At 42.9% G+C, this 24,381-nt stretch carries 19 protein-coding genes and 1 pseudogene; 18 read left to right on the top strand and 2 right to left on the bottom strand.

What is annotated here, in order from left to right:
* The first annotated feature begins 99 nt into the window (after positions 1 to 99).
* The 6 genes from G399_RS0104360 to G399_RS0104335 are packed head-to-tail and all read left to right on the top strand — an operon-like array spanning position 100 to position 6,604.
* Positions 100 to 1,311, top strand: coding sequence for an amidase (locus G399_RS0104360; RefSeq protein ID WP_006009169.1), 1,212 nt, complete (start codon positions 100 to 102; stop codon positions 1,309 to 1,311).
* On the top strand, positions 1,308 to 2,930 hold the full coding sequence (locus tag G399_RS0104355) for a gamma-glutamyltransferase family protein (RefSeq protein ID WP_006009167.1): 1,623 nt from the start codon (positions 1,308 to 1,310) through the stop codon (positions 2,928 to 2,930). Before G399_RS0104360 ends, G399_RS0104355 begins: the two co-directional genes overlap by 4 nt.
* Before the next feature lie 4 nt (positions 2,931 to 2,934).
* Positions 2,935 to 3,753 (top strand): sulfite exporter TauE/SafE family protein, encoded by an 819-nt coding sequence (locus G399_RS0104350; protein WP_006009165.1) that lies wholly within the window; start codon positions 2,935 to 2,937, stop codon positions 3,751 to 3,753.
* A gap of 9 nt (positions 3,754 to 3,762) precedes the next feature.
* The gene (locus G399_RS0104345) at positions 3,763 to 5,001 is read left to right on the top strand and encodes a pyridoxal-phosphate-dependent aminotransferase family protein (protein WP_006009164.1); all 1,239 of its coding nucleotides are present in this window, start codon (positions 3,763 to 3,765) and stop codon (positions 4,999 to 5,001) included.
* Positions 4,998 to 6,242, top strand: coding sequence for an allantoate amidohydrolase (locus tag G399_RS0104340; RefSeq protein ID WP_006009162.1), 1,245 nt, complete (start codon positions 4,998 to 5,000; stop codon positions 6,240 to 6,242). The genes G399_RS0104345 and G399_RS0104340 overlap by 4 nt, the downstream gene beginning before the upstream one ends.
* Positions 6,239 to 6,604: a cupin domain-containing protein gene (locus G399_RS0104335; RefSeq protein ID WP_006009160.1), complete on the top strand. Its 366-nt coding sequence runs from the start codon at positions 6,239 to 6,241 to the stop codon at positions 6,602 to 6,604. The genes G399_RS0104340 and G399_RS0104335 overlap by 4 nt, the downstream gene beginning before the upstream one ends.
* 20 nt (positions 6,605 to 6,624) lie before the next feature.
* Here G399_RS0104335 and puuE read toward each other — a convergent pair whose 3' ends face one another.
* On the bottom strand, positions 6,625 to 7,527 hold the full coding sequence (gene puuE / locus G399_RS0104330) for an allantoinase PuuE (RefSeq protein WP_006009158.1): 903 nt from the start codon (positions 7,525 to 7,527) through the stop codon (positions 6,625 to 6,627).
* A complete protein-coding gene (locus G399_RS20180; protein ID WP_006009156.1) occupies positions 7,520 to 8,176 on the bottom strand; it encodes a TetR family transcriptional regulator C-terminal domain-containing protein in 657 nt (218 codons plus the stop codon). Before G399_RS20180 ends, puuE begins: the two co-directional genes overlap by 8 nt.
* Positions 8,177 to 8,362: 186 nt before the next feature.
* Between G399_RS20180 and xdhA the strand changes: the two genes are divergently transcribed.
* The 12 genes and pseudogenes from xdhA (at position 8,363) to G399_RS0104260 (ending at position 24,190) form a co-directional block, all read left to right on the top strand.
* The gene (xdhA, locus tag G399_RS0104320) at positions 8,363 to 9,814 is read left to right on the top strand and encodes a xanthine dehydrogenase small subunit (RefSeq protein ID WP_006009154.1); all 1,452 of its coding nucleotides are present in this window, start codon (positions 8,363 to 8,365) and stop codon (positions 9,812 to 9,814) included.
* On the top strand, positions 9,807 to 12,158 hold the full coding sequence (gene xdhB / locus G399_RS0104315; protein ID WP_006009152.1) for a xanthine dehydrogenase molybdopterin binding subunit: 2,352 nt from the start codon (positions 9,807 to 9,809) through the stop codon (positions 12,156 to 12,158). Before xdhA ends, xdhB begins: the two co-directional genes overlap by 8 nt.
* Entirely contained in the window at positions 12,149 to 12,991 is an 843-nt protein-coding gene (gene xdhC, locus G399_RS0104310) for a xanthine dehydrogenase accessory protein XdhC (protein ID WP_006009150.1), read from the top strand. The genes xdhB and xdhC overlap by 10 nt, the downstream gene beginning before the upstream one ends.
* Entirely contained in the window at positions 12,988 to 13,527 is a 540-nt protein-coding gene (gene uraD / locus G399_RS0104305; protein ID WP_006009148.1) for a 2-oxo-4-hydroxy-4-carboxy-5-ureidoimidazoline decarboxylase, read from the top strand. Before xdhC ends, uraD begins: the two co-directional genes overlap by 4 nt.
* 31 nt (positions 13,528 to 13,558) lie before the next feature.
* On the top strand, positions 13,559 to 13,882 hold the full coding sequence (gene uraH, locus G399_RS0104300; protein ID WP_026843450.1) for a hydroxyisourate hydrolase: 324 nt from the start codon (positions 13,559 to 13,561) through the stop codon (positions 13,880 to 13,882).
* Positions 13,883 to 13,887: 5 nt separating this feature from the next.
* Positions 13,888 to 15,201 (top strand): guanine deaminase, encoded by a 1,314-nt coding sequence (gene guaD / locus G399_RS0104295; protein ID WP_026843449.1) that lies wholly within the window; start codon positions 13,888 to 13,890, stop codon positions 15,199 to 15,201.
* Positions 15,188 to 16,414 carry a urate hydroxylase PuuD gene (locus G399_RS0104290; protein ID WP_006009141.1) on the top strand — a complete coding sequence of 409 codons (1,227 nt, stop codon included), beginning with the start codon at positions 15,188 to 15,190 and terminating at the stop codon, positions 16,412 to 16,414. Before guaD ends, G399_RS0104290 begins: the two co-directional genes overlap by 14 nt.
* A gap of 1 nt (position 16,415) precedes the next feature.
* The gene (locus tag G399_RS0104285; protein ID WP_006009139.1) at positions 16,416 to 17,540 is read left to right on the top strand and encodes a hypothetical protein; all 1,125 of its coding nucleotides are present in this window, start codon (positions 16,416 to 16,418) and stop codon (positions 17,538 to 17,540) included.
* A gap of 287 nt (positions 17,541 to 17,827) precedes the next feature.
* Positions 17,828 to 18,850: a 5'-methylthioadenosine/S-adenosylhomocysteine nucleosidase family protein gene (locus G399_RS0104280; protein ID WP_006009137.1), complete on the top strand. Its 1,023-nt coding sequence runs from the start codon at positions 17,828 to 17,830 to the stop codon at positions 18,848 to 18,850.
* Positions 18,851 to 19,249: 399 nt separating this feature from the next.
* Positions 19,250 to 21,673 carry a TonB-dependent siderophore receptor gene (locus tag G399_RS0104270; protein WP_006009133.1) on the top strand — a complete coding sequence of 808 codons (2,424 nt, stop codon included), beginning with the start codon at positions 19,250 to 19,252 and terminating at the stop codon, positions 21,671 to 21,673.
* 69 nt (positions 21,674 to 21,742) lie between these two features.
* Positions 21,743 to 22,999, top strand: a pseudogene (locus tag G399_RS0104265) (purine nucleoside permease); the annotation flags it as partial.
* Positions 23,000 to 23,077: 78 nt separating this feature from the next.
* Positions 23,078 to 24,190, top strand: a complete 1,113-nt coding sequence (locus tag G399_RS0104260) for a nucleoside hydrolase (RefSeq protein WP_006009130.1) — start codon at positions 23,078 to 23,080, stop codon at positions 24,188 to 24,190.
* Positions 24,191 to 24,381 lie beyond the last annotated feature (191 nt).

The raw sequence follows: 24,381 nt of genomic DNA, 5'->3' as shown, positions 1-24,381 counted from the left end.
TCAAGATGCAAGAATCTGACCCAATACGCTGAATAAATGTTTCTCTTGACATAATGATGAAACAATTGTTTCATTAACATCCAATTAGAGAGGAAGTTCGTGCGCAATAATTATTCCGAACAGGTATTTGTGGATAGTCAACCTCCACCGTATAGCGATACAAAAGTTAAGTACGCTGCTAATTGTGAAATCATACCGCTACAGAATATGAAATTAGCGGTGAAGGATTTGTTTGATATAAAAGGTATACCTACAGCCGCTGGTAATCCAGATTGGTTGCGTACGCACCCGCTACCTAGCAATACAAATTCAACCGTAGCTTCCTTAATCAAGCATGGCGCTGCATACGAAGGCAAGACCTTAACTGACGAATTAGCTTATAGCTTGAATGGACAAAATATTCATTACCCGACTCTGATTAACCCCGTTAATCCTGAGCGTTTACCAGGAGGTTCATCAAGCGGATCTGCAGTCGCCGTGGCGGCAGAGTTAGCTGACATTGGCCTTGGTACAGACACAGGAGGCTCTATTCGAGTACCTGCTAGTTATAACGGACTATTTGGTCTGCGCACTTCCCATGGTCTAATTCCAACTGACAATATGGTATCCTTGGCGCCTTCATTCGACACTATAGGCTGGATGTGCCGTAATATTGATGACCTAGAAAAAGTCGCTAAGGTCCTCTTACCTAAGGAAAGTGCAAACGCGACAACGCACGAAACAGTGAAATTTTGCATCGCTACAAACTTGATTTCATGTTCTGAGCAAGCTGATCACATTGAGAAAATGGTTGAGGGACTAAAAAGCGCAACCGCACTTAAGCTAGTTCAAGAGAACATAAATACGAGCACCTACAAAATCAGCGACACTTTTCGTACGCTACAAGGATTCGAAATCTGGCAACAGCATGGTGAATGGATTACACGTACTCATCCAACTTTTGCAGATGATATTCAGCAGCGTTTTGACTGGTGCAAAACTATTACATTGCAAGACTACAACATTGCAAAGCAACAGCAACAATCCTTTACTAAATACATTAACTCACGCTTACAAAAACATGATGTTATTTTACTGCCCACCACACCAGGTCGCGCTCCACTGCTTAGTACTGCAGCGAACCAGCTTGGTGAATATCGCAATAATCTAATCAAATTTACGGCGATAGCAGGTTTAGCGGGTTTACCACAAATCCATTTACCACTCTTCACAATCAATAACGCCCCATGTGGCATTTCGTTGATTGCTCCTAAAAACCAAGATTTGCGACTTATTAACATCGCAAAAAAGCTGATGAAACATTTATTATGACAAGCCCCAAACAGACACAAATTGCTTTTACTGCTCCTCATCGTGGCGCAACAAACGCCGGTACACGAATACTTGAACAAGGCGGCACAGCTATCGAAGCTATGGTTGCCGCAGCAGCGTCTATTGCCGTTGAATACCCGCACATGAATGGTATGGGTGGCGATGGTTTTTGGCTAATTAGCGAACCCAACAAACCTCCTATTGCAATAGATGCTTGCGGCACAGCGGCGCAAAATGCAACGCTCGACTATTATCAAAACATGCAAAGTATTCCCAGCCGCGGCCCTAAATCGGCGTTAACCATGGCCGGTGCCGTTTCGGGTTGGGAAAAAGCCTTACAGATAAGTCAACAATGGCAACCTAATATGGCGCTTGCAAACTTATTCGATACAGCTATTAATCAGGCGCAATGGGGCATTGAAGTGACTCAAAGTATGCATGATGCCAGTCTAAAGACGTTCAACGATTTATCAGGCATGCCTCACTTCGAACAGTTCTTAATAAAAGAAAAGGCCTTGAAAAAAGGTAAAATACTTAAGTTACCCAAACTAGCAAAGACACTGCAATTGCTCGCAAAAAACGGACTGAAAGACTTTTATCAGGGCGAAATAGCCAATATGCTCGCCTCCGATTTAGCCGCAGCAGGTTCCCCTATTCAACTCAGTGATTTTCAGCAATATCGGGCTAACATAATCGAACCAATTAGCGTCACTACGAGCAAGGGAAAACTGTACAACCTGCCTGCACCAACCCAAGGTGTTGCATCGTTAATTATTTTAGCTTTATACGACAAATTGTATGAACGATATAAAGACACCCTGCTTGCATCCACAGACAGTGAACTTGAAATGGTACATTTGCTTATTGAATGCACCAAACAGGCCTTTATAAAACGTAATGCGTATGTGACCGATGCATCTCGCTTGTCAGTAGAGTTATCTGCATTATTGAGCGACGCGAATATCGACAGCATGCTTCAAAACATCCGCGCCGATGTTGCTTCGCCTTGGCCGCATACTGCCGAGCATGGAGATACTGTTTGGATGGGGGCATGTGATAGTCAGGGCAGAATGGTTAGTTACATTCAAAGCTTATATTGGGAATTTGGCAGCGGTGTTGTTAGTCCGTCAACGGGAATTGTTTGGAATAATCGTGGTACGTCATTTTCATTAGAAAAAAATCATTTGCAGCAACTTGCGCCTGGTCTGAAACCTTTTCATACCTTAAACCCTGCGTTTGCAGAGCTTAACGACGGCCGTCGCATGAGTTATGGCACCATGGGCGGAGAAGGCCAACCACAAACCCAAGCTGCGCTATTTAGCCGCTATGTCTACCACAATATGCCGTTAGACAAAGCCATTGCTAGTGGGCGATGGTTATTAGGAAGAACATGGGGCGATGAATCAAATAATTTAAAAATTGAAAACGATTTAGCGCAACGTATTGGTGATCGATTATCAGAACGTAAGCACGAAGTGGCTATTGTAGATCCATGTAACGAACTTATGGGTCATGCAGGTGCAATTGTATTAGATAAAAATGGCACCGCAATAGCAGCAACCGACCCTAGAAGTGACGGCAAAGCATTTTCAGCTTCAGCGCCTGAATCAAAAGGGTAAATAAATGGATTTACTGATTGAAAACTGGACGACGATTGCGGCCTTGATGGCAACTGGAGTATTTGCAGGATTATTGGCCGGTTTACTTGGTGTCGGCGGCGGTATTGTCATTGTGCCAGTACTTTATTTTCTGTTTCAAGCCTTTAATGTATCTCCTGAATCCGCCATGCTGATTGCTACAGCGACCTCATTAGCGACTATTGTGCCCACTTCTATAAGTTCCATACGTGCACACCGCAGTAAAGGTAATGTAGATTTTACACTAATCAAAGTGTGGGGGATGTTTATATTAATAGGGGTATTGATAGGCAGTTGGTTAGTGACTCAGGTTAACGGTCAATGGTTAACTGTTTTATTTGGGGTAATAGCCACATTATCGGCCTTCAATATGCTACTAGGTAGCAAAAAAGCTATTTTTGATGACTTGCCTGGTAAAGCAGGACAATCTGCAATGGCTTCCAGCGTCGGTTTGTTTAGTTCGTTAGTCGGCATTGGTGGCGGCACGTTAACTGTACCTATGCTAACGTTTTGTAATTATCCTGCCCATAAAGCGATAGGAACCGCGGCGGCAGTTGGACTCATTATTTCATTGCCCGCCGCAATTATTATGCTTCTAGTCGGCCAAACTCCGGTTGATGCACCATTAGGTACCTTCGGGCTGGTCAATTTAGTCGGCTTCATTTGTATAGTACCTCTAACCGTTTTTTTTGCACCAATAGGGGCAAGTTTAGCGAATAAGCTCGATGCACAAAAATTAAAGAAAGTGTTTGCTGTGGTGCTTATGATCACAGGCATTCGTATGCTTGCACAATTATTTTTTTAGGATATTCACATGACTCACATTCCCCACTCACGCAATAACTTGTTAGCACCTCCTCCTCGTTTATTAATGGGGCCGGGTCCAATTAATTGTTATCCACGTGTGCTAAACGCGATGTCAACCCAATTAGTGGGACAATACGATCCGGTCATGACCGGCTATATGAATGAAACGATGGCACTTTACCGTGAAGTGTTTATGACCCAAAACAAACAAACATTATTGGTAGACGGCACATCAAGAGCCGGAATAGAAGCCATGTTGGTGTCTGCACTTGAGCCAGGAGACAAAGTGCTAGTGCCCATTTTTGGGCGCTTTGGTCACTTGCTTACCGAAATTGCAGAACGAGCCGGTGCGCAAGTGCATAGCATAGAAGTTCCCTGGGGCGAAGTATTCCAACCAGAACAAATTGAAGCTGCAATTAAACAATTTCAGCCCAAAATGGTAGCAACCGTTCAAGGCGATACGTCTACCACAATGCTGCAGCCGCTTGCAGAAATTGGTGAAATTTGCCGACGTTTAGACGTCATTTTATATTGTGATGCGACAGCGTCCATCGGCGGTAATGCGCTGGAAACAGATAATTGGAAACTCGATGCGGTATCAGTTGGTTTGCAAAAGTGCTTAGGCGGACCATCGGGCAGTGCGCCGATTACGATGGGAGAACGCTATTTAGAGGTAATCAATAAACGAAGGCATGTTGAAGCCGGTATTCGAAATGAACATCATTATGCAGGCGAAGGCTCTAGAATTCGTTCTAATTATTTTGATTTACCCATGATTATCGATTATTGGGGAGACGAACGTCTTAATCACCATACCGAGGCCGCCTCAATGCTCTATTGTGCGCGGGAATGCGCCATCAATTTACTCGACGAGGGCATTCAGAGTTGTATTGACCGTCATAAAGTCAATGGTGATGCAATGCTAGCGGGCGTTCAGGGTTTAAATTTAACACCTTTTGGTGATTTGCAATACAAAATGAATAATGTGGTTGGCGTGTATATCCCCCAAGGAGTCGACGGAGAGGCCGTGCGCCATCAGATGTTGCATAACTTCAACATTGAGATTGGCACTAGCTTTGGACCATTGCATGGAAAAATCTGGCGTATAGGCACAATGGGGTATAACGCCCGTCCTGATTGTGTATTTAATACCCTACAGTCACTTGAGACAGTACTTCGTCGAAATGGCCATAAGCTAGGCTTAGGTGAAGGCGTTGATGCTGCAATGTCGGTTTACGGAAAATGAATAACATCGATGAATTTGCGCAGCAAATCATGCTGCGTTGCCAAGAATTAGGTAACATCAGTCAATCGCCCGGGATCGTCGATAGACGTTATCTAAGCTCACAGCATAAGCTCGCCAACGCGGCTGTGGCTGGTTGGATGCAACAAGCCAATATGCGCACGTGGCAAGATGGTGCAGGCAATATTTGGGGGCGTTATGAAAGTCCCAACCCAAATGCCCAGCGCCTACTGATTGGAAGTCATCTCGACACGGTGATCAATGGCGGGAAATATGACGGAATGCTTGGTGTCGTATGCCCTATTGCGCTTATCGACATATTTTATCAAGAACAACGAACATTTCCATTTCATATCGATATTGTTGGTTTTGGCGATGAAGAAGGAACGAGGTTTGGTTCCACCTTATTAGGCAGCCGCGCGCTAACCGGCAAATGGGATAATAGCTGGGCGGATCTATTGGACACCAACGGCGTCTCGTTGCGACAAGCAATGCTTGATTTCGGACTTAATTTCGATGAGATACATTTAAGTAAAGTACCTGCATCTTCTCTCCTTGCTTATATAGAACTGCACATTGAACAAGGCCCAGTGCTTGAACAACAGGACTTACCTGTTGGCATTGTCACCGCTATTGCGGGGGCAAAACGTTTGACTATTAATGTTTGCGGTATGGCTGGACACTCAGGTACTGTGCCAATGAATATACGTAAAGACGCACTCACAGGCGCAAGCGAGATGATACTCGCTGTCGAACAAATTGCCACTGAAATGGGTGTGGTAGCGACGGTTGGCAAAATAGAAAATAAACCTAATGCGGTGAATGTCATCTCCGGGAACGCTGATTTTAGTTTGGACATTAGAAGTGACGATGATGACTTACGTGATCTTACTTTAGATAAAATATTGACCCGCTTTAGCGATATTGCCAATACACGTAATCTAAAGGTTAGCTCGGCGATTACGCATAGTGCACCAGCAGTTATTTGCAATAGTAAATTAATTGACGCGCTAACAAAAGCAACACAATTGGCGAATATAAGGCCTTTAAAATTGCTTTCAGGCGCTGGCCATGACGCCATGGCAATGGCTGATATATGTCCAGTTGGTATGCTTTTCACCCGCTGCGAAAAAGGCATTAGCCACCACCCAGGAGAATCAATCACTGCGCCTGATGTGGCCGCTAGTTTGCAAGTGTTATTACACTTTATTAACGATTTCAGATTATTAGGACCAGACACATGATCATACCCAGAATCTATAACGACCAACAAGGTCTAAGCGCATTTGGTCAAGTAGAAATTGAATTAGCCGATGGCGGCCCCATCGGCTTGCTGTCAGAAAAGTTTGCTGCTGGGTCAGTTATTTTTAGAGAAACCCCCGCTGACTATGATTTTAAGTGGCACCCAGCACCAACACGTCAACTTTTGTTTATAATGAAAGGAAGTGCAGAATTTACTGTATCCAATGGTGAACAACGCGTTTATGGCGTCGGCGACGTGCTTTTACTTGAGGACACCGAAGGTCAAGGGCATTGCAGCAAAGCGCTCAACAATGAGGTTCGTCACTCTATTTTTGTGACCCTACCCAATAGCATAAAAACCTAAATGCTCGCCGACTAACCCATTTATTTGATTGGATGAGTAGCCAACCAGTGCTTAGCAATGTCTTCTCGGGTGCAGACCCAAACGTCTTTGTGTTGACTAATATATTCAATAAATCGCTTTAGTCCGCCTATTCTGCCAGGGCGTCCTATAATTCTGCAATGCAAGCCAATAGACAGCATTTTAGGCGCAAACTCACCTTCTGCATATAATGTATCAAACGCATCTTTTAAGTATTCGTAGAAATGCTGCCCAGTATTAAATCCTTGCTGTGTTGCAAAGCGCATATCGTTGGTATCTAAAGTATAGGGCACCATCAATAATGGTTTTGAGTAATGCGTGTCGTAATAGGGTAGATCGTCAGCGTATGAGTCGGCGCAATATACTAGATCGTCGCGCTCAGCAATAAGCGCAAGTGTATTTGGACTGGTTCTACCGGTATACCAACCCGCGGGTTTGACACCAGTTATTGCTGCATGTAAGTTAAGCGCATCATCTATTTGCTTACGTTCCTCATTAATCGGCATCTCTTGAAAATTAATCCAGCGCATTGCGTGACTCGCAATTTCCCAACCAGCAGATAACATGGCGTCAACGGCATCCGGATTGCGCTGCATGGCCATCGTTACGCCAAATACTGTCAGCGGTAATTTGTACTCAGTAAATAGTCGATGAAGTCGCCAAAAGCCTGCTCGACTGCCATATTCATATATAGACTCCATGCTTAGGTGACGATCAGGATAAGCCTGTGCGCCAATTATTTCAGATAAAAAAATCTCAGAATGAGTGTCACCATGAAGAACACAGTTCTCTGCCCCCTCTTCGTAATTCATTACAAATTGCACCGCAATTTTGGCCTTTGCAGGCCACTTGGCGCTGGGCCCTGCATTTCCATAACCAACTAAATCGCGCGGGTAACTATTCATTTATTGTATCCAAATATTTTTCCGGGACCTCTAAGCCACATCCCCCAAGTATAAGTGATATGACGGTTTTTGTAGCACTTGCAAAGTCTTTTTTATTCATTTTACTGCCGCGTAAATTTTTTATCTGTGTAGAAAAGTCCGCATAGTGCTGCGTACTTGCCCAGATATGAAACAACAAATATCCAGCATCGATGTTGCCTATTTTTCCGTTGTCTATCCAACCTTCAATTACAATTATACGTCCATCAAACCAAGCTTTGTGCCTTGCTTTAAAACTGGCATCAAAGTTTTGCGCACCGTTCAAAATTTCAAGACCAAAAATTTTAGAGGCATTTGGATTTAGACGCGACATTTCCATTTTTTCAGCAATATAATTGGCTAACGCTAAGTTGGGCTCGTCGTCTATCGTCACTCTGTCAAAACTGGAATTCCAAGTATGTAATATTTCTTGCATCAATGTACTGTACAACATCATTTTTGATTTAAAATAGTAAAGAACATTAGTTTTAGGTAAGTTCGCTAGCTCGGCTACCTTTTGAATAGAAGTACCTTTAAAACCATTTTGGGCGAATGCTTTTTCTGCGGCCTTCAAAATAATGGCTCTGCGATTCTTAGCAATTTCGCCTGTTTTTATTTCTTTTTCACTCACCAGCTGCTGCCCCGTATTTAGTCACTAAATGACATTATTTATAAATTTACTAACACCTTTCAATTACCCCATCAAAAACTAACCAAGTGGTCTGCTTTTTGCTTGTAATAGTTTCTATTCTTTTAAATTAAATATATAGTCGTAGTGCAACAAAAAACGATAATAGACTACAAATGTAGGCATAGCATGATCCAGTTTTTATTAAATAACAAACTCGTAAGCATCGAAAACGAACGAGCAGATACAACTGTACTGCATTTTCTGCGCGATAAACAGGCGCTTACAGGTACTAAAGAAGGCTGTGCATCAGGCGATTGCGGGGCTTGCACTGTTGTTGTGGCAGAACCCAGCAGTTGCGGTGACAATGAAAACCAACAACTCGACTATAAGGCAATTAATAGTTGTGTTACTTTTTTATCTGCCTTGCAAGGCAAACAGCTGATTACTGTGGAACACTTAAGCAACAAACAAAGCCTTCATCCCGTCCAGCAAGTAATGGTCGATCATAATGCATCTCAATGTGGCTTTTGTACTCCTGGTTTTGTTATGTCTATATTCGCATTATACAAGCAAGGTGACTCGGTAAATCGACTATCAGCGATTAATGCGCTGTCGGGCAACCTATGTCGATGTACAGGTTACAAACCCATCATAGAGGCGGCATTAGATGTCTGCAATGCAAGGGTAGCTGACCAATTTAGTGAAGCTTCAACAAGCACCATTGCTCAACTATCAGCCTTAACAAAAACAAACGCAGGTACCGAAAACCTAATATTACCAAAATCTCGCCAAGCATTAGCACAAGCTATTCGTAAACATCATGATGCTGTATTAGTGGCCGGCAGTACCGACTTAGCCTTAGTTCATACTCAGCAATTGCAGGCAATCAATAAAATGATTAGTGTGACCGGTGTAAAAGAGCTAAAACGCATTGAGGAAGCAGATAACATGCTCACTATTGGTGCAGCTTGCACTCTTAGTGGGCTACAAAGCATCTTGTTAAACCACTTTCCCGCTTTGCAGGAAGTGATGGACCGCTTTGCATCGGTGCCAATTCGCAACCAAGCAACTATTGGTGGCAATATTGCAAATGCGTCACCAATTGGCGATATGCCTCCTATACTGATTGCACTGAACGCGCAAGTTGTGTTGGACAATGGCATGAGATATCGAAGCATGCCTGTTGCAGATTTTTTTACTGGCTATAAAGAAACTAAATTAAAAAATAATGAGTGGCTCGACAGCATAAAAATACCGCTACCCACGGCTAATCAAATTTTACGCGTTTACAAAGTATCAAAGCGCATTGAAGATGATATTTCAGCCGTTTGCATGGCCTTAAATATTACTCTGAACAACAATAATGTGCTTGATTTATCGGCTGGTTTTGGCGGTGTGGCAGCAAGCCCAAAAAACTGTTTAAACTTATCAAATAAACTAGTGGGCATGCAGTGGTCCAGCATTGAGAGCTTAAAACAAGGCCAACAGATACTGTTGAATGAGTTTAATCCGATTGATGATGTACGCGCCAGTGGTGCCTACCGCAAGCAATTGTTACAAAATCTATGGCATCGTTTTTGGCTAGAAACCAATAATCATGAACACAGAATTGAAACGAGGGTGAGTCAGCATGCGTAAATTAATTCAACAACATAATGTAAATGAAGATACTGCGCAGCACCTAATAACCAGTAACATCAAAAATACGCCACATGAGAGCGCGGTAAGGCATGTCAGCGGATCTGCACGCTATGTTGATGATATACCTGCACCAGCTAACCTTGCGCATGCGGCAATAGGCATCAGTAGTGAAGCAAGTGGGCATATATGCAGTATCGATTTAACTGACGTGTTCGCTAGCAAAGGCGTAATAGATGTCATTATCGCGCAGGACGTGCCCGGTCAGATAGACATTGGACCTATTTTTAAAGGTGATCCGGTACTTGCTGATAAAGAAATTAAGTTTCATGGTCAGCCCATTTTTGCAGTACTAGCACACACGGTTGAACAAGCGAGGATTGCGGCAACACTTGCAAAAATAAACATCATCCCGTCAAATCCTATTTTAACAATAGACGAGGCTCAAAAAGCGTCTTCTTATGTGCGGCCCAGTCATTCAATGGCACGAGGAAACATAACTAAAGCGCTAGCTGAGGCAGAGCATACAGCGACCGGCAGTTTGTCTATTGGAGGCCAAGAACATTTGTACTTAGAAGGGCAAATATCAATGGCGGTGCCTGAAGAAGAAGACCGCATGCTTATCTTTACTTCTAGCCAGCACCCCAGCGAAGTTCAAAAGCTGGTGGCAGAAGTGCTCGCTGTGAAACTACATAAAATAGTGGTTGATATGCGCAGAATGGGCGGTGGTTTTGGCGGAAAGGAAACCCAAGCGGCACAATGGAGCTGCATAGCTGCATTGTTAGCTGCAAGAAACCAACGTGCCGTTAAACTGCGCTTACCAAGACAACAAGATATGATCGTTACAGGCAAACGCCACCCCTTTGAAAATCAATTTCATATTGGTTTTACATCAGAAGGAAACATCAGCGGCGCTAAGATAACCATTAAGGGTAATTGTGGTCACTCGCCTGATTTATCAGATGCAATAGTAGATAGAGCCATGTTGCATGCCGACAATAGCTATTATTTACCGCATTGCCAAATTGACGGTCACCGCATGAAAACTAATCAAGTATCGCATACCGCATTTCGTGGTTTTGGCGGACCGCAAGGCATGATTATGGCCGAGGCGATAATGGATACTATTGCTCGAAAAGTAGGCAAGGATGCTCTCACTATTCGCAAGCAAAACCTCTATTCAGAGGCTACAGGCATGACCACACCATATCATATGGAAGTGCAAGACAATGTGCTGCATGAGCTCATTGAGCAACTTGAAAGTACCAGCAATTATTGGCAAAGACGCGACGCAATCACCCTGTTTAATATCAATAATCCAATTATTAAAAAGGGCCTAGCACTCACGCCGGTAAAATTTGGTATCTCTTTTACGGCCAAGCATCTTAACCAAGCGGGCGCACTTGTGCATGTATATACCGACGGCAGTATTCAAGCAAACCACGGTGGTACAGAAATGGGACAAGGTTTACATACTAAAATCAGTCAAATAGTGGCAAACGAATTTGGCGTATCTGTTGAGGATGTAGATATTACCTCTACTCGAACAGACAAAGTTCCTAATACGTCGCCCACTGCGGCCTCAAGTGGTACAGATTTAAATGGCAAAGCGGTACAAAATGCCTGCATTATTATTAAGCAACGTTTAGCCCAGTTCTTTGCAGAACAGGTAAATGGTGACCCAAAAGATGTTTTATTTGTAAACAATCAACTGATCTTAGGTGAACACACAAGAACTTGGTTTGATGCCGTGCAGCAAGCTTATATTGGCCGAGTGTCATTATCGGCTACTGGTTTCTATAAAACCCCAAAAATTCATTACAACCGAGAAACCGGTCAAGGTCGCCCTTTCTTCTATTTTGCATACGGAGCAGCGGTAAGTGAGGTCAGTATAGACACGCTAACGGGGGAGTATAAAGTAGACCGCGTAGACATCTTGCACGACGTAGGCGTGAGCCTCAACCCTGCTATCGACAAAGGCCAAATTGAAGGCGGCTTTATTCAAGGCATGGGTTGGTTAACAACAGAAGATTTAAGATGGGACTGCGCAGGCAAACTCATTAGCAATAACTTGGCGACATACAAAATTCCGGCCATTGGTGATACTCCCGATATTTTTAATGTCGATCTTTTTGAAAAGCCGAATCAAGAAGACAGTATTTATCACTCAAAAGCCGTAGGTGAGCCCCCCCTTATGTTAGCCATATCAGTTTGGTGTGCACTCAAAGATGCTTTGTCCAGTTTAAGCAATTACCAAATTGACCCCCCTTTACCAACCCCAGCCACACCGGAACGAGTATTAGCATGCGTTAATACATTGATTAAGGAGGTAGCATGCGAATAAACACTTGGTTTGAGGCACTTAATAACTGTCATACTCAAGGGCTGTCGTACGTGCTAATTACAGTAATCACCACAGCAGGGTCTACACCAAGAGAAGCCGGCTGCAAAATGCTTGTTACTAGCGCAGAGCAATTCGATACGATTGGTGGCGGTCATTTAGAGTTTGATGCGGTAAACAAAGCTCGCGAATATTTAATTGCAGGCGTTCATGCACAAAATATCGTTTCCTACCCCCTCTCTAGCAAGCTAGGACAATGCTGTGGCGGCGCAGTAAAAGTGTTATTTGAAGTTTACGTCAACTATTACCAACGAATAGCCATATTTGGCGCTGGACATGTCGCAAAAGCACTGGTTCCTATTTTGGCGCAATTACCACTGCAAATAGATTGGATTGATAGCCGTGAAGAGTTGTTTCAAGTTAAACAGCTAGCACAAAACATAAACTGCTTAATAAGCGATGAACCCGCAGATGAAATCGTAAGCCTTCCCTCGGATACTTGGGTAATTATTCTTACGCACAATCATCAGCTCGATTATGCTTTAGTAGAAGCATGTTTAAAAAACAAAAATATCTCTTTTATCGGTATGATTGGATCCGAGACAAAAGCGAAACGATTCCGCAATAGGCTTGCGCACCGAGGCTATAGTGACGCTCAAATACTAACACTCAGCAGTCCAATCGGTGAACCCATTATTCCCGGCAAACGCCCCATTGAAGTTGCGGTCTCGATTAGCGCGCAACTTATTCAAAAGCTGCACAAAGTAAGCTCCTACAGTAGCCATAAAAAAACCTCCATTGCTATTTTAAAAGACACCCAGGAACTAACATCATGAATGTAAGTGCTATTAATTCATTAGCTCTTTTAAATATGGCGACTAACGAGATAGCGCAAGCTTGGTTTATGCAAACTTGCACCGCCGAAAAATGGTGTATCAACATGGTTAAGCAACGCCCTTTTTCAAACATTCAAGCCTTAACGAAGCAGGCTACAAAGCAATGGAATACAATGACCATTCAGGATTTTTTACAGGCATTTAGTGGCCACCCCATGATTGGTGATTTGAGTACGCTGCGCGAAAAATATGCAAATACTAAAGCACTCGCCATTAACGAGCAAAGCGGTGCGCAAGGCGCAAGCGAGGTAACGCTAAAAACCTTACAAAAAATCAATCTAGAATATCAACAAAAACATGGCTTTATATTCATTATATGTGCGACAGGTCTGAGCGCTAAGGCCATGCTAAATGAATTGCAAGTACGTTTACCTAAAAGTACCGAGACGGAAATACGAAAAGCGGCGCAAGAACAAATAAAAATAACCCTACTGCGAATTAACAACGCGTTTAGCCGCCCAAAGCATAAAGGATAGCCACACTGTGACAAGTAAAATGAATCGCAAAATAAATACTCTATCTAGCCATGTGCTCGATACCACGAACGGCAAGCCAGCGGCTGGCATAATGCTAACCTTAACCCTCCCTGATGACACCCATTTTGCAGGCACTACTGACAAAGATGGGCGCTTTAATCAATGGGGCACAATTGACTTTTTAGCGGGTGAATATTGCATTCGTTTTCATTGCAAAGACTATTTAATATCAACTCACGGGCAAAGCTTTTACCCGTTTATCGACATTCATTTTGAAATGACGAAAAACGGCGGCCATTACCACATTCCATTATTAATCTCGCCATTTGGCTACAGCAGTTACAGAGGAAGTTAGTGAATATCAAAACCACGCTTTACCGAGCAAATATTTTACACTTTCCGGTGGCTACGCTAACACCTGATACGCAGGCCGTTATGTTTGACGATGGCGCCTTGGTGGTAGCAAATCAAAAGATCATTGCGCTCGGTCACTATAACGACATTTCACGCCAGTATTCGAAGGTGAATACGGTTGATTATAGAGGGCGTTTGTTGGTTCCTGGTTTAATTGATAGCCACTTACATTATCCGCAAACTGAAATGATTGCCCAATACGGCAAGCAACTATTAGCATGGTTACAAAACTACACGTTTCCAACTGAGAATAAGTTTGAGTCAGTCGAGTATTGCGAACATATTGCAAATATTTTTATTCGCCAACTAATTGATAATGGCACCACAACTGCCCTCGCATTTTCAACTGTTCATAAGCAATCAGTCGATGCTTTGTTTACCGCAGCGTCTTCACTAAATATGTCATTTGTCACGGGTAAGGTATGCATGGACAGGCACTGCCCTGAATATTTACAAGATACCCCCGCATCAGCTCAATCTGATAGTGATGAGCTAATTGCCCGATGGCATGGCAAAGGCCGCAATTTATACGCACTTACACCAAGATTCGCGCCCACTAGTAGCTCGGCCCAACTCGCTGCATTGAGTGAATTAGCGCAACAATACCCTGATGTATTTGTGCAAACACACCTATCCGAAAACGCGCATGAAGTTGAATGGGTAAGAAGCCTTTATCCTGAACATTCATCGTATTTAGATGTGTATGCCAACTTTAATATGGTTAGAAAAAGGGCCGTATTTGGACACTGTTTGCACTTATCAGAGGATGAGTGGTCGCAACTAGCCGAGTCTGGCGCTACCGCTGCATTTTGTCCTACCTCAAATTTATTCTTAGGCAGCGGATTGTTCGATATACAAGCCGCAAAGCGCCATCAGGTCAATATTGCATTAGCAACTGACGTTGGTGCGGGAACAACTTTTAATATGTTACGTACCTATGGTGAAGCGTATAAAGTAAGCCAATTAAAACACGCACCAATAAGCCCGCTAGAAGGATTATACATGATGACACAAGGACCTGCACAAGCCTATGATTTAGCAGACAGTATTGGTAATTTAAACCCTGGAACTTATGCCGACTTCATTATCCTGGATCCTCATTTCAACTCGCTTAGCCAATTGCGGATTAAGCAACTTAATAATGCGAGTGACATCTTGTTTGCGTTAAGCCTAATAGGCGATGATCGGGCAATAGAAGCGACTTATATTGCGGGTAACCAACAAAAAATATCGATGGAGAAGTCTCATGTTTTGGCTTGATTGGATGTCACTTTTTATTAGATGGTTTCACGTAGTAGCCGGCGTTGCTTGGATTGGGGCATCGTTCTACTTTATTTGGTTAGATAATAATCTGCGCACGCCTCCTAAGTGGAAACAAGACAAAGGTATCAAAGGAGACTTATGGGCAATACATGGTGGCGGCTTTTATGAAGTAGCTAAATATAACTACGGTCCAGAAACCATGCCAACCACGTTACATTGGTTTAAATGGGAAGCATATACCACCTGGATTAGCGGCTTTGCGCTGCTGGTGTTGGTTTATTACTTTGGTGCATCTGCCTTCTTGATTGATCCACGTGTAATGGATTTAAGCCCTACTGCGGCAATTACTTTGGGTATTGGTTATATTTTCGGTGGTTTGATTATTTATGAAGTAGCATGTAGAAGCAGGTTGGGTAAGAAGCCTAAATTATTTGCCGTGTTTTTAGTCTTCTATATTATGTTTGCTTGCTGGCTAGCAACCTCATTGTTTAGTGGCCGAGGCGCATTTATTCATGTCGGTGCATTAATTGGCACATTGATGGCTGGCAACGTACTACTCAATATTATGCCTGCCCAGCGCAAAATGGTAGCTGCAGTGACTAACAAACAAGCAATAGATCCTGCTTGGGGACTTGGCGCAAAACTTCGTTCATTGCACAACAACTACTTAACTTTACCTTTACTGTTTATTATGATCAGTAACCACTACCCAATCACTTATCAACATGAACATAATTGGTTGGTTTTAGTTTGTTTTATTGCTATTTCAGCATGGATTAGACACTTTTTTAATTTACGGCATACGGGTGTAGTAAAGCCATCTATTTTAGTTTCTGGGACGGTCATGATGGCGTTGTTAACACTTTGGATATCGTGGCCAAAACAGACTGAGACAGCAATAAGCGTGGAAATGGCCAGCCAGTCTGAAGAACGAACCTTAGCAGCCCTAAGCTCGACTGAAAGAGAGGTATTTGGCCTTATTCAAACCCATTGCGTTAGTTGTCATTCTAGTATGCCTTCCGATGATATATTTAAAATTGCTCCTTTAGGGGTAGTTTACGACAAATGGTCAGACATACAGCGATACGCGCCTCAAATTGTAAATCGCACAACCGTCACAAAAGATATGCCTCTATTAAATAAAACAAATATGACGCAACCAGAGAGACAACAGATCGCTGACTGGTTTGCTCAAAAAACAGAGAAATAGTATGCGTAAAAACCAACGCCCCTTGTTCAGGCATATTAGAAACCACTCGGCATTATTCGCCGAGTTGGCAAAGATTAGGAATCAGTTTGTCGGACACTTAGGCTTACCTTGTGACGAGTTTCATAAAACACCAAAATACATTACCCCTGAGGGGCAACGTTTATCTATTGAGCCTGAACGCAGCATAGTACTCCAAAACTACCAAGCGGCAGCGGGTGTCAAAACAATACTCGCAAGGCACTTACCCGGTTTTCATTTAGTCAACAATAGCGATATTGGATTTCGTTATCCTACCGCCGCATTGGCAGGATTAGATGCCCCTTTTATAAAGCGTTTTCGTTCTGAGTATTTTCATACCATTGATGAGAATAGAGATATTTGCAGGCCTTTAAACTTGTCTTATGGCATTAAGAGTAGAGGCAAAAGCGATAACCGTGAAGAGTATGAGGTATGGATCCCTGAGCAAGATGTAAAACTTGACCCTTCCCCTTTATTTATTGACAAATACGCAGAAGATTTACCTGATAAAGTAAGGGCATTTGCAGCACAAGCGCCTTTAGTGCATGGCTGGATGGGTGTAAAACGTTGCGCATTTGAGGGTATCTATCACAATAAGGCCGCTTTTGGTGATATTGCCATTAGTGTCGCACTGTCACTAGACGCTTATAATATTGGTGCTAATCCCGACCTATCGTTTTCACCATTGGTTGGCAGTTCACTAGCAAAAGGTGGCGCAGAAATCGAATGGGAAGTCATGGGTTACTATTCACCTAAGTCGACGAAGATTGAGCATGACCAAATTTGGGCTGCTATAAACAAAACATTACATGCTATTTCAGGACCACTTGAAGAAGCATTCAGCGCTTATATTTTGCCAACAAATGAAAGTAAAACTGAGAGAATATTAAGTGCTATTGCGCAAGCAGGCGTGACTAACGAACAAATAATAGATTTAAACTTGAAGCCATGGGAGTTTTTAGAAACACTCAGTCCCATGCGTAAAAAAACGCATGATGAAACAAGGAGCGTTAACCTTTTAGGGCGACTCAATCGACTTTTTTATCATCAAGACCGACCTCTTCCTTCTTTAAAAGAACTACACTTTTTGGCCCAACAAGAAATTTAGCAATAACGGGGACTGGGTGCTTTCTTAAAAATACAAATGCTTTCTAGAGCTCCCTAAATTGGTGCGGTTTTTATTTATTTATAATCACTTTATGCATTACTTCAGAAATAAAAAATCAGCTGTTAAATTTTTATTGAATTTAATCAGCACCTTAAAGAATTTAATTCGATTTTAAATAGTTCATTACCCTTGGCATCTTTAATGCACATTCGATAAGTTGACACGCCCAGAGAGGGCCCACTCAGGGCCCACTTAGGGTTTATATTAAGCTTAAAGAGAACCCACATATGAATAAATTAATTTTCGCACTACTTATTACCCTTTCACATAGCAATGCATTCAGCCAAACTAATGATACTGAATATGGCCCGCGAAAATTCGACCTTGTGGATAAATGGACAGCGGTAGTCTCTGCTTACACTCCGGAGATAGAGGCTATCGATCGTGCTTTTGCACAAATAGATGACGCTCAAATAAATAAGGTAATGACCATAAAAGGAGTCAAATATCAAATAGGGATATACAAGGGCGAACCTATTGTTGTTTTCACTACCGGTATTAGCGTCCCCAATGCTGCCATGACGATGCAGATGGCCTTAGATTACTTCCCCATAGACAAAGTTGTGATGATGGGAATAGCAGGCGCCGTTAATCCAAGCTTTGCGCCCGGAGATATTGCAATACCCGAAAGGTGGTATTTTCATGACGAATCGGTATACGTAAACCCTGATACTAATAAACAAGGAGCATATTTATTACCCGATTATTACGAGAATGCGCTTAAAGTATATAAGGAGAGAGAAAAAACAGATCCTAATGCTCCTAAATACAAAAACTTCGGGTTTATCCATCCGGAAGAAATGTCGGTAATAAAGGATGGCTGGGACGCCCCCAAACAAATGCCTTATTTCAGCGTGTCGCCTTTACTTTTAGACTTAGCAAAGAAAGCCTTAGCCAGCATTGAGGCAATAAAAATGCCGTCAGGGAAACCTATTACAGTAAGTATCGGTGGCAATGGCGTAACAGGCTCTGTTTTTACTGACAATGGCGAATATAGAAAGTGGCTACGGGATGTTTATTCAGCCCAAGTTACTGAAATGGAATCAGCTGCCGTTGGTCAAGTATGTTTCGTTAATGACATTGAATGGATCATTATTCGGTCTGTCAGCGATTTGGCCGGTGGTCAACATGGAAAGAACGAAGAAAATGTATTTGATGCTATTGCATCAGGCACAGGCACTAAGCTAATGATTGGTTTGCTCGACCAGATTGTTATTTCCGATAGCGCAAGTAAAACCAACACAGATTAAAGTCCAAACAAAGCCCAGCGTAAACATATTGCGCTGCCACAGCACTAACGCAATTAAATAACCACATTTAAATTTGAAACGCGCCCCAATTGTGCAGTATTACTTTTCAATGCACAGTTGAAGCGCAAAATACGTTTCATGAGCCAACCTGATATATCCCTAAACGACTTTTATTTATCAGTAAATTTCGAAAAAACATATGTTTTTCAGATAATTAATCAACAACACGGAATATTGTCCAAGTGGTCAAGAAATTGGCATTGTTCCTGCAAAATAGTTTTCAATCAGCAAAGCAGGGTGTCAATAGTGACCATACCTACACAGACAATAAGCCAATTGCCGAAAAGCTAGAAAATGCCAGTTGCAAACATCGTTCAAATTTAATTTAGGAAAAATATAATGAGTAAGAAAGTCTTTAAATCGAAACCTCTCGCACATGCAGTAGCAGTTGGCTTTGCAATGATCTTGTCTGGATATGCTATCGCTCAAGAAGTCGCCGAGGAGGACGCAACAGAAGGTAGCGTTGAACGAATTGAAGTTAAGGGTTCTTTGGGAAGCCTTCCAGGTCAAGATGTTGAGTCGGTATTTGGTTTTGGTAAATCCATACTCGAAACTCCACGGTCTGTCTCAAGTATCAGCCAAGAACAATTAGAACGCTTCGGTGTCAGTGATATTGACGAACTGGTTGCTTTTGCACCGGGTACCTTCACTCAATCTTTCTTTGGTGTCGCGGGCTCTTTAGATGTGCGTGGCACACCCGGTGAAACCTATTTTAGAGGCGTAAAACGCTTAGACAACCCAGGCAACTACCCAACTCCAATCGGAGCATCTAGCAGCATTGATATTGTTCGAGGCCCAGCATCGCCTATATACGGTCCTTCAAAAATTGGGGGCTACTTAAATTTTAACCCTAAATCCGCGCGCGCAAGCGGCGGTCAATATTTAGAAGAGAATACGGGGGCATTTTCATATACTACGGGCACATGGGACAAAAATGTTTTAACCGCTGAAGTGGGTGGTCCCGCTTCTGTTGCCGGTAAAGAGATGGGATTTTATCTATACGCGGAAGTAGAAAACTCTGGCAATTACTATCAAAATTCAGGAACTGACCAAACTGTATTACAAGCCTCATTTAACGTTGATATCACCGATGATTTACGGATTGAATTTGGCGGCATGTATCACGACTATGATGGCAACCAAGTGGCTGGTTGGAACCGATTAAGTCAAGACCTTATAGATAACGGTACTTACGTTACCGGCAGTGCTAAACCCTTAGATACCGATGGTGATGGTTCAATTTCTCATCAAGAATACAATGTAGTTAGAGCCGGTATTAACCCATTTATATTCAATAACGCAGGCTTCGGTCTGTTTCCTGATAGAATTACAAATGCAGACTTTGACCCTATATTAGCGCTAGATAACCCTGGCCTTGCAACCTTAAACGGCGACCAAGTCATGGTAGCCTCGGATGATTTGCTGCTAAACACAGTTACCACGCTTTATTTTGATGTTTTTTATTACACAGACAATGGCTGGGAAATTAAAAATCAAATGTTTTATGAGGGTTATGATAACTTGAATGAAAATGCCTATGGATTTTCACAATTCCATGACAGTTGGGTGTTCGAAAATAAACTAATATTTGCGACTGAATACGAAACTGATGGAGTGGTAGCTCAAGTCCAAATCTCACCTTCTATTCGCCATACAGACTTTTTGCATGGTGATGACTTTACAAATGAGTACTTTAACCGTAGAGATTTGACCGGGCCTTCTAACGCGTTAGACCGACGTTTATTATCGACTCGTATTAATAAAGATTTTGACAACTATGATGATGGTAGCTATACCGACCTTGGTATCGCGGCCTTGACTGACATTACATGGGCTATGGGTTTGAATATCGTTTTAGGCGTGCGCTATGACACCATCGATGTCGACACCACTAGCCGAGGTGATTTATTATTGACCCAGACTGATATCAGGTCGGTCAAAGAAACATTTGATGGGGTTTCTTGGAATACCAGTATTTCATTTAAAACTGACTTTGGTCTTATTCCCTATATTACTGCAGCTGAACAAGCGACATTAGTGGCTGGTCAAGGTGCTGAAATCGGTGTTGGTCAAGTAGCAAATGGTGCTTTCGATACCTCAGAGCTATTTGAGTATGGGGTGAAGGGCTCATTCTTGGATGATAGCTTATACTTTGCGCTGTCTATATATGAGCAAGAGCGCACAGACTTCAATGCGCAAGCTATCGTGACTAACTCCACGACTGAAAACGAAGGAACCGAATTTGAATTACGCTGGGTGGTTAACGACAACTTGGTTGTTGGTGCTGGTTATACAAACATAAAAGTATACAACCTGACAGCAATTGAAGTGGGTAATCAGTTTGGTTTCTTTGGAGTCGAGGATTTACCTTCAGTAACGGATGCATCTTTATTGTACGGTGGTGCTGTTATTGGTCTTAACTTAGTTGGTGACAAAGAAAGTGCGCGCAAAGCAGGTATTCCAGAAAACATTTATACACTAAATGCAACATACGACTTTCAAAATGGTTATGCGCTAAATGCTAGTATTGTTAAAGCTGATGAAACTTTTTCAAGTTTCTCACAGGTAGTCAAATTGCCAGCTTACACGCTAGTAAACGCGGGATTATTTTATGATGCAGATAATTGGACTGCTAGTTTCACAGTTAAGAATTTAACTGATGAACGATATTTTAGAGCTAACTTCCCTGATATATTTGGTGCACAAATAGTCTTACCTGAGCTACCTAGGCATTATCAAGCTAAGTTCAGTTACAAGTTTTAAGGTTTTTATTAGTAGTCAAAAAAGGGTAAGTATAATTGTATATTTACCCTTTTTTATAAGGAGAAATTAATGTTTATTAAGTCATTCAAATTAGTCAGTATCTTGGTTTTATGCAATTTTTTATTTAGCTGCACACCACAGAATATTTCTTCTACTCAAAATAGCGATGACCCTATCGAAATAAAGGTCGTCGTAGTCACGATGTTTGAAATTGGCGCTGATGAAGGCGACAAACCAGGCGAATTTCAACTATGGAAAGCGGGCCAAAAACTAGACACTTGTTTACCCTTTGCCGTTTCACATCACGATATTTGTATCAATCCCAAAACGGGCGTAATGGGAATTGTAACTGGAATGGGCACGGCTAAAGCTGCAGCTGCGATTATGGCGTTAGGCCTTGACCCCAGATTTGATTTAACTCACGCCTACTGGCTCGTTGCAGGCATCGCTGGTTTTGACCCCGCCGATGCATCAATAGGCTCTGCTGCTTGGGCCACGTGGCTAGTAGATGGTGATCTTGCTCATCAAATTGATGCCAGAGAAATACCTGAAAGCTGGTCAAGCGGTTACTTCCCTTTGTTTAACACTGCGCCACTAGAACCTAATCAGACCCTTGACCTAAGTAAGCTTAATAGACACGGTCAATCCACAAACGGAGAAGTTTATAAGCTGAATGCGCAATTAACTGACTGGGCATTTGCATTAACTAAAGATACAAAATTGAACGACTACCCCGCCATGCAAAGCTTAAGAGCCAAATATATAGGCTATCCAAATGCTCAAAGGCCACCGTTTGTTCTAAAAGGTGATCAATTAGCAGCGTCTACATTTTGGCATGGTGACTTGCTAAATCAGTGGGCTAATAACTGGACTCATTACTGGACAGGAGGTGAAGGAAACTTTGTTAGCTCTGGTATGGAAGACACCGGTAGTTACCAATCACTGGTGTACTTGCATAATGCAAAGAAAGTCGATAAATCTCGCTTTATGGTACTTAGAACAGGCAGCAATTACTCGATGCAGCCACCCGGACTTAGCCCCTTGGAAAACCTGCAGTTAGAGAGTGGTGAAAATGGTTATGCTGGTATGCGTTCATCTTTAGAGTCAGCCTACTTAGTGGGGAGTCAAGTTGTAGATAGTATCGTAACTAATTGGTCGCAGTTTAAAACAACAATGCCATATGATGTAGCTAACCCTAAGATTATTGACGAAGCTAAGATACCTTCAAGCGATAACACAGCAGAGCAACTTATTAGTGCACTGAATTTAGAAGAACATTTAGAAGGTGGCTGTTTTCGTCAGACATTTAGCGCAGATCATAGGCCCAAGGACATCAAATGCAAATGATTAATCTCGACATAAATTTTGTCGCACTCATCAGTAAGCAGAAAGGAAGAGAAAATCATGTTTTCTAAATCTAACAACAAACATTCAATCACAGCAGTACTTGTATTACTGGGCGTCCTTGCTACTAGCAACTTTGCTCTGGCCGATAAACCACGGGTCATCGTTGATCAAGATGCGTTTGAAGGGCCGGGTTTCCAACCAATTCTGATGCTGATGAATTCGCCTGAAGTAGACTTGTTGGGAATAACTATCGTCAGTGGTGACGGCTGGCAAGCAGAGCAAACCTCGCGGACCCTCCGTATGCTTGAACTGGTAGGGCGCACAGAAATTCCCGTGGCGGCAGGCGCAACCTATCCGCTGATCAACAACAAGAACATGGCTGAGCGTCGCGATGCCTTGTATGGCAAACCCGGCTACAAGGGCGCTTGGACCAAGGAATGGCCTGCCAACGACCATATGGTTAGAGCTAATTTTCACGCGGCGGAGGTAATCCCAGATTTCCCCGAAGGCGCCCCCACGCTGAAGCCTTATGGTGATCACGCGGCGCAGTTCCTTATTGAGCAGACCCGGCTTTATCCGGGTGAAATCACGATCATTAGCATGGGTCCGTTGACGAATCTTGCGCTGGCGCAGCGCTTAGACCCGGGCTTTGCTTCGCGGGTAAAAGAACTCATCATGTTAGGGGGTTATTTCAATCTTGATCTTTCCGCCAAACATGGCACTTTCACCAGCCAAGTAGCCTACGCGCCACGCACAACTTTCAATCAAGCTTGGGATCCAGAAGCGGCTTGGATAGTTCATCACAGCCCTTGGCAGAAACTGACACTCGTCAGCGATGACACGTCCGTCGGATTATTTAGCTCGCCGGAAATGCTGCAAGAGATCAGTGATTCAGACACACCTGTGGCAGATTATGTTGGCCGCTTTGCCCAGTCAGGTTTCCAATTATGGGATGAAGTCGAGTCTGCTATCTTTCTGCAACCCAACATCATTACTGTGGCGGCCACCATGTACATCAGCATCGATATCAATCAAGGCCCGAACTACGGCACTATCATCACCTGGCCTGAAGGTCGTAACCCTGGCCTAGGAGAACAGCAGGTGAATGTGGTGTTTCAAGTTGACCGAGAAAAAGTTGCTGAAATGTTTGTTGATTTGCTCAGCCGATAGTCAACGAGGTCGAATAAAATGGGGAATGGGCATGTTGCACTTGCCTTTGGACAGCGGATATTTTTCTCCGACCCCTTTTATCCAAGAACTTTTGAGCTAGTCAATTGACGGTTTATTCAGTCCCATGGGACGTCAACCGCGTATCCTCCCTTCTTGCTGAGTAGGATAAGGCTCGGGCGGATCGCCACCGC

This window comes from Brumicola pallidula DSM 14239 = ACAM 615 (assembly GCF_000428905.1).
GTDB lineage: Bacteria > Pseudomonadota > Gammaproteobacteria > Enterobacterales > Alteromonadaceae > Glaciecola > Glaciecola pallidula.
The sequence above is the reverse complement of the archived record's forward strand: the minus strand, read 5'-3'. Positions and strand labels throughout refer to the sequence as shown.

What these genes read in the sequence shown, in the direction of transcription:
- G399_RS0104280 (WP_006009137.1), top strand. Translation starts at nt 17,828, where the DNA reads ATGAATAAATTAATTTTCGCACTACTTATTACCCTTTCACATAGCAAT.
- G399_RS0104260 (WP_006009130.1), top strand. Translation starts at nt 23,078, where the DNA reads ATGTTTTCTAAATCTAACAACAAACATTCAATCACAGCAGTACTTGTA.
- puuE (WP_006009158.1), bottom strand. Translation starts at nt 7,527, where the DNA reads ATGAATAGTTACCCGCGCGATTTAGTTGGTTATGGAAATGCAGGGCCC.
- uraD (WP_006009148.1), top strand. Translation starts at nt 12,988, where the DNA reads ATGAATGTAAGTGCTATTAATTCATTAGCTCTTTTAAATATGGCGACT.
- G399_RS0104355 (WP_006009167.1), top strand. Translation starts at nt 1,308, where the DNA reads ATGACAAGCCCCAAACAGACACAAATTGCTTTTACTGCTCCTCATCGT.
- xdhA (WP_006009154.1), top strand. Translation starts at nt 8,363, where the DNA reads ATGATCCAGTTTTTATTAAATAACAAACTCGTAAGCATCGAAAACGAA.
- xdhC (WP_006009150.1), top strand. Translation starts at nt 12,149, where the DNA reads ATGCGAATAAACACTTGGTTTGAGGCACTTAATAACTGTCATACTCAA.
- G399_RS0104290 (WP_006009141.1), top strand. Translation starts at nt 15,188, where the DNA reads ATGTTTTGGCTTGATTGGATGTCACTTTTTATTAGATGGTTTCACGTA.
- G399_RS0104350 (WP_006009165.1), top strand. Translation starts at nt 2,935, where the DNA reads ATGGATTTACTGATTGAAAACTGGACGACGATTGCGGCCTTGATGGCA.
- G399_RS0104270 (WP_006009133.1), top strand. Translation starts at nt 19,250, where the DNA reads ATGAGTAAGAAAGTCTTTAAATCGAAACCTCTCGCACATGCAGTAGCA.
- G399_RS0104285 (WP_006009139.1), top strand. Translation starts at nt 16,416, where the DNA reads ATGCGTAAAAACCAACGCCCCTTGTTCAGGCATATTAGAAACCACTCG.
- G399_RS0104340 (WP_006009162.1), top strand. Translation starts at nt 4,998, where the DNA reads ATGAATAACATCGATGAATTTGCGCAGCAAATCATGCTGCGTTGCCAA.
- xdhB (WP_006009152.1), top strand. Translation starts at nt 9,807, where the DNA reads ATGCGTAAATTAATTCAACAACATAATGTAAATGAAGATACTGCGCAG.
- G399_RS0104335 (WP_006009160.1), top strand. Translation starts at nt 6,239, where the DNA reads ATGATCATACCCAGAATCTATAACGACCAACAAGGTCTAAGCGCATTT.
- G399_RS0104345 (WP_006009164.1), top strand. Translation starts at nt 3,763, where the DNA reads ATGACTCACATTCCCCACTCACGCAATAACTTGTTAGCACCTCCTCCT.